Source organism: uncultured Marinobacter sp., assembly GCF_913055835.1.
Lineage (GTDB): Bacteria > Pseudomonadota > Gammaproteobacteria > Pseudomonadales > Oleiphilaceae > Marinobacter.
This window is the reverse complement of record NZ_CAJXKQ010000014.1, coordinates 88,007-95,750: the sequence shown is the minus strand read 5'-3', so window position 1 is coordinate 95,750 and position 7,744 is coordinate 88,007. Positions and strand designations below refer to the sequence as shown.

Annotated in this window: 9 protein-coding genes and 2 tRNA genes; all 11 read right to left on the bottom strand. The window is 58.1% G+C overall.

Translation table 11 applies throughout. The features are described from left to right. A partial coding sequence (locus QZ534_RS09970; RefSeq protein ID WP_296934121.1) for a methyl-accepting chemotaxis protein occupies window positions 1-515 on the bottom strand: 515 nt, incomplete at its 3' end. A gap of 8 nt (window positions 516-523) precedes the next feature. Beyond that, window positions 524-1,576, bottom strand: a complete 1,053-nt coding sequence (gene lipA / locus QZ534_RS09965; RefSeq protein WP_296934120.1) for a lipoyl synthase — start codon at window positions 1,574-1,576, stop codon at window positions 524-526. Between the two features lie 128 nt (window positions 1,577-1,704). Continuing rightward, window positions 1,705-2,982, bottom strand: a complete 1,278-nt coding sequence (locus QZ534_RS09960; RefSeq protein ID WP_296934118.1) for an aminotransferase class I/II-fold pyridoxal phosphate-dependent enzyme — start codon at window positions 2,980-2,982, stop codon at window positions 1,705-1,707. 130 nt (window positions 2,983-3,112) lie between these two features. Continuing rightward, a complete protein-coding gene (locus tag QZ534_RS09955; RefSeq protein WP_296934116.1) occupies window positions 3,113-3,301 on the bottom strand; it encodes a hypothetical protein in 189 nt (62 codons plus the stop codon). Window positions 3,302-3,381: 80 nt separating this feature from the next. Next, window positions 3,382-3,816: a PACE efflux transporter gene (locus tag QZ534_RS09950; RefSeq protein WP_296934114.1), complete on the bottom strand. Its 435-nt coding sequence runs from the start codon at window positions 3,814-3,816 to the stop codon at window positions 3,382-3,384. Between the two features lie 111 nt (window positions 3,817-3,927). Next, window positions 3,928-4,004, bottom strand: a tRNA-Met gene (locus QZ534_RS09945). A 92-nt stretch (window positions 4,005-4,096) separates the two neighbouring features. Beyond that, complete coding sequence (gene ychF / locus QZ534_RS09940; protein ID WP_296934112.1) at window positions 4,097-5,188, bottom strand: redox-regulated ATPase YchF; 1,092 nt, start codon at window positions 5,186-5,188, stop codon at window positions 4,097-4,099. Window positions 5,189-5,225: 37 nt separating this feature from the next. Then, complete coding sequence (pth, locus tag QZ534_RS09935) at window positions 5,226-5,813, bottom strand: aminoacyl-tRNA hydrolase (RefSeq protein ID WP_008176350.1); 588 nt, start codon at window positions 5,811-5,813, stop codon at window positions 5,226-5,228. Window positions 5,814-5,843: 30 nt separating this feature from the next. Next, window positions 5,844-6,491, bottom strand: a complete 648-nt coding sequence (locus tag QZ534_RS09930; protein ID WP_296934110.1) for a 50S ribosomal protein L25/general stress protein Ctc — start codon at window positions 6,489-6,491, stop codon at window positions 5,844-5,846. A 166-nt stretch (window positions 6,492-6,657) separates the two neighbouring features. Then, window positions 6,658-7,608, bottom strand: coding sequence for a ribose-phosphate diphosphokinase (locus QZ534_RS09925; RefSeq protein WP_296934109.1), 951 nt, complete (start codon window positions 7,606-7,608; stop codon window positions 6,658-6,660). A gap of 52 nt (window positions 7,609-7,660) precedes the next feature. Beyond that, window positions 7,661-7,735: transfer RNA gene (locus QZ534_RS09920), tRNA-Gln, on the bottom strand. Window positions 7,736-7,744: the final 9 nt, after the last annotated feature.

The following is a 7,744-nucleotide window of genomic DNA, read 5'->3' as shown; positions in this document are numbered from 1 at the left end:
ATGGTTTCGATAACTTCGGCGGACCGGTCGGCGCCCTGTTGTTGACGGCCTAAATCATCCCGGCGGGATTCGGCGGCCGCGGTCAGTTCCTCGACCTCCTGGTGCAGCCGTTCGATGGCTTCCTTCATGCTTCGAACCACGCCCACGGTGCGGTCCTGCATGGCATTGAAGGCGCTGGCCATTTCACCGATCTCGTCGGTGGAATCCACCAACGCCCGCTGGCTCAGATTGCCTGAGGCCTGTACCTCGACCATGGTGTTCTTAAGGCGATTCACGTGACGCTCGATAAACGAGATCAGCAGCTGGGAGCCAGCCATCTCGAGCACCATTAGGACTGCTACCACCAGGGCAAAGCCCGGGGCTGTCTCGGCGAACACCTGATCGAACGCCTTGCCGGTCTGCCCGGCAATGGTGTGCATGGCGTAAAGAACCAGCAAACAGAGAACTGCAAAAACGACAATGTTCAGCAACCAGAATTTGTACTTCAGCCGGGCATTTCGCAGCAGTGTCAGCATGTATGTTCTCAGTCGATGGCCTTCACCGGAATCTGCATGGCATTGGAGGCTTGGGGAACCTCGGGTACGGCGAGACCAAGATTGTTTTTATCGAATACCTTATCGGCCCGGTAGCTGGAGCGGACCATGGGGCCGGAGGGTACTTCCATGAACCCCTTCTCCAGGCCGATTTCCCGATAACGGTTGAACTCTTCAGGGGTGACGTAGCGTTCCACCGGCAGGTGATTCGGAGTAGGGCGCAGGTACTGGCCCAGAGTCAGGATATCCACACCGATGGCGCGCAGATCGTCCATGGTTTCCAGGATTTCCTCTTCGGTTTCGCCAAGCCCCAGCATCAGGCTGGTCTTGGTGAGCACATCCGGGCGGTGCTTCTTGGCGTGCTCCAGAACCCGCAGGGTTTTCTCATACCCGGCGCGCGGGTCACGGACCCGGCTGGTCAGCCGTTTGACGGTTTCCACGTTCTGGGCAAAGACATCCAGCCCGGAATCCACCACCTTCTCAACGTCCGCCATCACCGCATCAAAATCCGGCGTCAGTGCTTCAACGGCCACTTCCGGCGTGCGCTGTTTGATGGCAGAGACGCAAGCGGCATAGTGGGCGGCACCACCGTCGTCGAGGTCGTCACGGTCCACCGAGGTAAGCACGATGTAGCGAAGGCCCATGAGCTCTACGGACTTGGCCGTGTTCTCAGGCTCTTCATGGTCCAGCCAGCCTTTCGGGTTGCCGGTGTCTACCGCGCAGAACTTGCAGGCCCGGGTGCATACAGAGCCCATTACCATGATGGTGGCCGTGCCGGCGGTCCAGCACTCGCCAATGTTCGGACAATGGGACTCCTGGCAAACGGTGCTCAAGCGGTGCTCAGTAACGTTCTTGCGTACCGCCTCATAGCGCTCGCCCCCGGGCATGCGTGCCCGCAGCCATTTTGGCTTCGGCTCTCGCTTTTCCGCGGTTGTGGCTTCCTGCTTCGATGACCGTTTAACGCCATCCTTGATGGCCGAGAAGCCATGTTCGTTGCGGAATTTGGAACCACTGGTAATGCGGGTTTTTGCGCTGTCGCTCATGCAACCGGACTCTTGATTCGGGTATGGAGAACCCTAAAGAGTAATGGGCTGGCGGGGGAGTTACAAGACTGGTAGGGGCAATCACGGGGGTGCCGGGCACGACATTGGTCGTACCCGGTTGACCCTTATCAAGCCTGGGCTTTGTCCAGGGCCTGGCTGATGTCGGCAATGAGGTCGTCGACATGCTCGATGCCGATAGACAGCCGCACCAAATCCTCGCTGACCCCGGCACTCTTCAACTCCTCCGGGTTCAGCTGCCGGTGGGTAGTGGTTGCAGGGTGACAGGCCAGGGACTTGGCGTCACCGATATTCACCAGACGCAGGATCAGCTCCAGGGCATCAATGAACTTTGCGCCGGCTTCCCGGCCACCCTTAATGCCGAAGCTCAGGATCCCGGACGCCTTACCGCCACAAATCTTCTCGCAGGTCGCCTTGTAGGGGCTGTTGGCCAGGGTCGCGTAATTCACCCACTCTACAGACGGATGGTCTTGCAGGAAGTTGGCGACTTTCTCTGCGTTCTCACAGTGACGCTCCATGCGCAGCGCCAGAGTTTCCAGGCCCTGCATGATCAGGAACGCATTAAACGGCGCCAGGGCAGCGCCGGTGTTGCGCAGCGGGACTACGCGGCAGCGGCCGATGAAGGCTGCCGGGCCCAGGGCGTCGGTGTAAACCACGCCGTGGTAGGACGGATCCGGTTCGTTCAGCATCGGGAACTTGTCAGCACTGGCTTTCCAGTCGAACTTTCCGGAATCTACCACCACGCCGGCTACGGTGGTGCCGTGGCCGCCGATGTATTTGGTAAGCGAGTGGATAACGATATCGGCACCGTGTTCGATGGGGCGACACAGGAACGGCGTGGCAACGGTGTTGTCCACCATCAGCGGAATGCCATGCTTGTGAGCGATCTCGGCCCAGCGCTGGATGTCGACCACGTTGCCCGCCGGGTTGCCAATGGATTCGCAGAACAGGGCGCGGGTGTTTTCATCAATGGCCTTTTCCACGGCATCGAAATCGTCGTGGGCGACCATCCTGCACTCAATACCCTGGTTCGGCAGGGAGTGGGCAAACAGGTTGTAAGTGCCGCCGTACAGCTGGCTGGTGCTGACAATGTTGTTGCCCACCTTGCAGATGGTCTGCAGGGCGTAGGTGATGGCCGCCATGCCAGAAGCTACCGCCAGGGCGCCAACACCGCCTTCCAGCTCTGTCATCCGCTCTTCGAGAACCGCGTTGGTCGGGTTCATGATGCGGGTGTAGATGTTGCCCTGAACCTTCAGATCGAACAGATCGGCACCGTGCTGGGTGTCGTCAAAGGTGTAGGACGTGGTCTGGTAAATCGGCGTTGTCGCCGCCCGGGTAGTGGGATCGCTTTTGAAGCCTGCGTGCAGGGCGAGGGTTTCCGGTTTCATGTCAACGGTCCTTGCTGGTGTGTTGTTCTTTGTGGGTTTCAGCCCGTGAGTATGCCACAGAGTTTGTTGTTAGAGGATCGTTGCAGTCCGGAAGAAAAAGAATCGAATAGAGGGCCTGGCGCCTACAGCGCTAGTCGTCGCGCTGCCTTCTTTCAGCTTTCAGATAGTCGCTGATAGATGGATAGAAGAATATTCCCAGGCAGGCCCAGAAAACACCGATCGACAGAATGGCCGCCTTCACGCTCGCGCCAGCGAACCCAAGGGCAATGGGAACCAGAACAACGGCCAGGAAGGCCGTGAGTGCATGGCGGGATTTCATAATGCGATACAACCTTAAAACGCATTCGGGCGAAGTCTCTATCCTATCCGACTCCTGCCTCCGGAATTGTCAAAGTTTGTTTAAGTGACGTTGGATTTCTTGGCGTCCGTGTCAGGAAATATGGTGTCGTAACACCAGGTGAATACGAACGCATAGACCAGATAGAACACCACGAACGCCACATCCACAATCAGCGCCTCCAGCACACCAATGCCCATCCACCAAGCAATGATTGGCAGGAAGATCAGCATCAGACCCAGCTCGAAACTGACGGCGTGCAGGAAGCGCAGACGCAGGGATTTACGGGTTGATCCGGTGAAGTGCTTCAGCCCGTGATCAAACCCCAGGTTGAAGACATAGTTCCAGATGGTTGCGATGGTGGCGCCCACCACACCGAGTACCCCGGTCTTCGCCATGTCAAAACCGAAGGTGAAGGCTGCAAGTGGCACGGAAAGGAGCAGGCCGATAACCTCAAAGGAGATAGCCTGGCGAACTCGGTCTTTGGTTGATCTCATAGCAGGTGTTGTACGAAGGCGGGTCGTCCCGCGTTCACTGCCCGGGAAGGGTGGGGTCGTCCCCTGAAACTGAAAAAGCCCGGCGCTTTCGCGACGGGCTTTTCAGAATACTGGTAGCAAGGGGCGGAGTCGAACCGCCGACCCCAGCATTATGAGTGCTGTGCTCTAACCAACTGAGCTACCTTGCCATTTCGCTTTGGGCATCGCCCTAAACGAGGCGCGTATTTTCAGTATTTGGGCCCACTCTGTCAAGGCTTGGAGCCCAGTTTTTCCTGAAAAATTACACGTTGAAGCGGAAGTGGATAACGTCCCCGTCTTTCACGATGTATTCCTTGCCTTCCAGGCGCCATTTGCCGGCATCCTTGGCGCCGGCTTCGCCGTTGTACTGCACGAAATCGTCATAGCTCACTACTTCGGCACGAATGAAGCCGCGTTCGAAGTCGGTATGGATCACGCCGGCCGCCTGAGGGGCTATGGCGCCGATTTTTACGGTCCAGGCGCGGACTTCCTTTACGCCGGCGGTAAAGTAGGTTTGCAGGCCCAGAAGGCCGTAGCCGCCGCGGATGACGCGATCCAGGCCTGGCTCGTCCATGCCCATCTCTTCCAGGAACATGGATTTTTCATCGTCTTCCAGTTCGGAGATTTCGGCTTCGATCTTGTTGCAGATGGGCACAACCACGGCATTTTCCGACTCGGCGATCTTGCGCACGGTGTCCAGGTGCGGGTTGTTTTCGAACCCGTCCTCGCTGACGTTGGCGATGTACATGGTTGGCTTGACGGTCAGCAGGCAAAGCTCGCGGATCAGCGCCATCTGGTCCTTGTCGAGGTTCATGCTGCGTACCGGCTTGCCCTCGTTTAGTACCGGCAGAAGCTTCTCGAACATCTCCAGCTGGGCCTTGGCTTCCTTGTCACCGCTCTTGGCGACCCGCTGAACGCGCTTGATGGCCTTTTCAACGGTTTCCAGGTCGGCCAGGGCCAGTTCGGTGTTGATCACCTCGATGTCGGAGGCCGGGTCCACCTTGTTGGCCACGTGAATGACGTTGCCGTCTTCAAAGCAGCGTACGACATGGGCGATGGCGTCGGTCTGGCGGATGTTGGCCAGGAACTGGTTGCCCAGGCCTTCGCCCTTTGATGCGCCTGCCACCAGGCCGGCGATGTCGACGAATTCCATGGTGGTCGGCACGACGCGCTCCGGCTTTACGATCTCCGCCAGTTTGTTGAGGCGCGGATCCGGCATGGCGACAACACCGGCGTTGGGCTCGATGGTGCAGAACGGGAAGTTTTCCGCGCCAATGCCGGATTTGGTCAATGCGTTGAACAGGGTAGATTTGCCGACGTTGGGAAGGCCGACGATGCCGCAGTTAAATCCCATGGAATGCCTCTGCTGGTACTGGAAAAATTTGGGCGGATTATACCGGTTTGAAACTGTGCAGGCGATTCATGGCGGCGGGGAGTTTGCCGCTGGCCGCATCCGGTAATACCCGCATGATTTCGTCGATTACCGCGTTCAGTTCTTCGGTTTCCTGTTTGCCCAGGCGGCCGAGTACGTAGCCGGTTACCCTGCGACTGTCGCCGGGGTGGCCGATGCCGATGCGCAGTCTCTGGAAATCGTTGGTGCCCAAGTGGGCGATGGTATCACGCAGGCCGTTGTGTCCGCCGTGGCCGCCGCCTTTCTTGAGCTTGGCGGTACCTGGGGGCAGGTCGAGTTCGTCGTGGGCAATCAGAATCTGTTGGGGCTGAATCTTGAAGAAATCCGCCAGCGCCTTGATGGCCAGGCCGCTGCGATTCATAAAGGTAGTGGGGTTCAGGAGATGCAGGTCCAGGCCCTGCCACTGAATGCGGGCGTAAAGCCCATGGTATTTCTTTTCGGGGCGGAGCGTCTGGCCCGCAGCGCGGGCCAGAGCTTCCACGAAGAGGGCGCCGGCGTTATGGCGGGTATTCTCGTAGTCAGCGCCGGGGTTTCCCAGGCCAACCACCATGACAATATCCTGCGCCATTCGCCATTGCCCTCCTCACGACAGGAGTGATTACTCCTTGTCTTCGCCTTCTTCACCTTCTTCGCTGCCTTCGGCTTCGTCATCAACCTTGGCGCCGCGTGGCTTGTGAATAGCCACAACCGGCAGGTCGTGATCTTCACCCTGGAGCAGGGCGGCAATCTTGACGTCTTTCGGCAGTTTCAGATCGCTCAGGTGAACTACCTGGTCCATCTCGACAGTGGTCATGTCCACTTCGATGAACTCGGGCAGGTTCTGCGGCAGACAGATCACTTCAACTTCGTTGATCTGGTGGTTCGCTACGCCGCCGTGGAGCTTGATAGCCGGTGCAGTGTCTTCGTTGATGAAGTGCAGCGGTACGTTGACGTGGATCTCGTGGTCCTTGTCAACGCGCAGGAAGTCAGCGTGGGTCAGGATCGGCTTGTACGGGTGACGCTGCAGATCCTTCAGGATTACGCTTTCTTTCTTGCCACCGAGTTCGATGGTCAGGATGTGAGAGAAGAAGGCTTCGTTTTCGAGGGCCTTTTTCAGCTCGTTGTGCCAGATGGCAACCGGAGTAGCGTCTTTTCCGCCACCATAGATGATGGCCGGAATTTTACGCTCCTCACGACGCAGGCGGCGGCTCGCACCTCTCCCCTGATCGTCGCGAGGAAATGCTTCGATAACAAATTCCTGAGACATGGTAATAACCTCAATCGTCACCTGAACTGCCCGCGACCAGGCGTTGGATCAGGTGATGTTTCTGAAAAGCCGGATTTTTCCGGCTGACTAAAAGAGTCGGGAGCCTGTGTAGGCTCCCGACCCGGTAACTGCTTGTAATGCCGTGATATTACGACCCAAGGGTCACTCAGGCATTCTCGAACATGGCGCTGATAGACTCTTCGTTGCTTACGCGGCGAATAGACTCCGCAAGCAGCCCGGCCATTCCGAGGACGCGGATTCTATCACAATTAGCCGCTTTGTCACCCAGCGGAATGGTGTCGCAGACCACAAGTTCGTCCAGCTGAGAGGCATTGATGTTATCAATGGCCGGGCCGGAGAGAACCGGGTGGGTGATGTAGGCAACCACGCGGGCTGCGCCGTGCTCTTTCAGGGCGTTGGCCGCTTTGCACAGCGTGCCGGCGGTATCGATGATGTCGTCCACCAGGATACAGGTCTTGTCTTTGACATCACCGATGATGTGCATGACCTGGGATACGTTCGCTTTCGGGCGACGCTTGTCGATGATCGCGAGATCGGCGTCGTCCAGGCGCTTGGCCACGGCACGGGCGCGAACCACACCGCCGACATCCGGAGATACCACCACGAAGTTCTCGAAGCGCTGCTTGAAGATGTCTTCGAGCATGACCGGTGTGGCGTAGATGTTGTCCACCGGAATATCGAAGAAGCCCTGGATCTGGTCGGCGTGCAGGTCGACAGTCAGAACCCGATCCACGCCGATGCTGGAAATCATGTCGGCTACCACCTTGGCGCTGATGGCAACACGGGTAGAGCGTACCCGGCGATCCTGGCGCGCGTATCCGTAATAGGGGATAACGGCGGTGACTCGTGTAGCGGAAGCACGGCGAAGTGCGTCGGCCATCACGATCAGTTCCATCAGGTTATCGTTGGTGGGGTAGCAGGTCGGCTGGATGATGAATACATCATGGCCGCGGACATTCTCATTGATCTCGACGGTGGTTTCTCCGTCGCTGAAACGGCCTACGGTGGCCTGACCCATGGGAATGTGGAGTTTGCGGGCAATCGCTTGAGCCAGTTCAGGGTTGGCGTTGCCAGCGAAGATCATCAGTTTGGACACGACGGCATCCTTCTCAGTATCGGCGTTTGATTCAGAAGAAGCGGGAGAAAGGTGGCTGGGGTGGCAGGATTCGAACCTGCGCATGACGGGATCAAAACCCGTTGCCTTACCACTTGGCGACACCCCAGTATCGTGC

Coding starts and splice junctions, on each gene's coding strand:
- QZ534_RS09950 (WP_296934114.1), bottom strand. CDS start 3,816: ATGAGATCAACCAAAGACCGAGTTCGCCAGGCTATCTCCTTTGAGGTT.
- QZ534_RS09960 (WP_296934118.1), bottom strand. CDS start 2,982: ATGAAACCGGAAACCCTCGCCCTGCACGCAGGCTTCAAAAGCGATCCC.
- QZ534_RS09930 (WP_296934110.1), bottom strand. CDS start 6,491: ATGTCTCAGGAATTTGTTATCGAAGCATTTCCTCGCGACGATCAGGGG.
- lipA (WP_296934120.1), bottom strand. CDS start 1,576: ATGAGCGACAGCGCAAAAACCCGCATTACCAGTGGTTCCAAATTCCGC.
- QZ534_RS09955 (WP_296934116.1), bottom strand. CDS start 3,301: ATGAAATCCCGCCATGCACTCACGGCCTTCCTGGCCGTTGTTCTGGTT.
- ychF (WP_296934112.1), bottom strand. CDS start 5,188: ATGGGATTTAACTGCGGCATCGTCGGCCTTCCCAACGTCGGCAAATCT.
- pth (WP_008176350.1), bottom strand. CDS start 5,813: ATGGCGCAGGATATTGTCATGGTGGTTGGCCTGGGAAACCCCGGCGCT.